The organism is Agrobacterium sp. MCAB5, from assembly GCF_052114365.1.
Classification (GTDB): domain Bacteria; phylum Pseudomonadota; class Alphaproteobacteria; order Rhizobiales; family Rhizobiaceae; genus Agrobacterium; species Agrobacterium tumefaciens.
Genome location: NZ_JBFREP010000150.1, coordinates 1 through 587, shown reverse-complemented (window position 1 = coordinate 587; position 587 = coordinate 1). Strand labels below are relative to the sequence as shown.

The following is a 587-nucleotide window of genomic DNA, read 5'->3' as shown; positions in this document are numbered from 1 at the left end:
CGATCGCTCAATTTGCGACATTCCCGCACTCTGGAAGCCGGTGTTGATAAGCCTTGCCGCGCGCCTGTCCGGTTCAAAAGAAGCAGATGCCTTAATCGAAGGCGAGGGCGGGATAACCCACGATGCCCTTGCAGGTAAGCCGCATTTCGAGTGCGGTGCATTCGACCACGGAGCCGCGCTTCAAAGGCGAAACTTCGCGCTGGTATCGTTCGAGAAGCTGTCCGAGCGTAGTGCTTTCAAGGATTTTCGTGTCAGGGGCCGCACCGAACCTGTCGACCTGTGCTTCGAGGTCGCGCGCCCACTTTTCAGCTTCGAGCTTCGTGTCGAAAGATTTGCACCGGGGCTTCAAGCCGCGACGGCGCACCTGCGCTTGCCAACGTCCTCTGAGTTTTCTGATTGTCGCCATGGTGATCTCCAACATTCATTGTCGATCATGCGTAGGATGCCCCGGAGAGGGGGCCAAGGATTATCCCGGCGCAGCAATCACACGCATTAACTGCAATCAAAAATCATAGGCGATTTATAATTGAGCGCCTTGCACGCGCGGCGTCAGTATAGTTTGATATGCATGGGTAAAGGGTATTGCG

Annotated in this window: 1 pseudogene; it reads right to left on the bottom strand. The window is 55.5% G+C overall.

What is annotated here, in order from left to right:
* Positions 1-142: 142 nt before the first annotated feature.
* Positions 143-406, bottom strand: a pseudogene (locus AB4Z23_RS27905) (site-specific integrase); the annotation flags it as partial.
* Positions 407-587 lie beyond the last annotated feature (181 nt).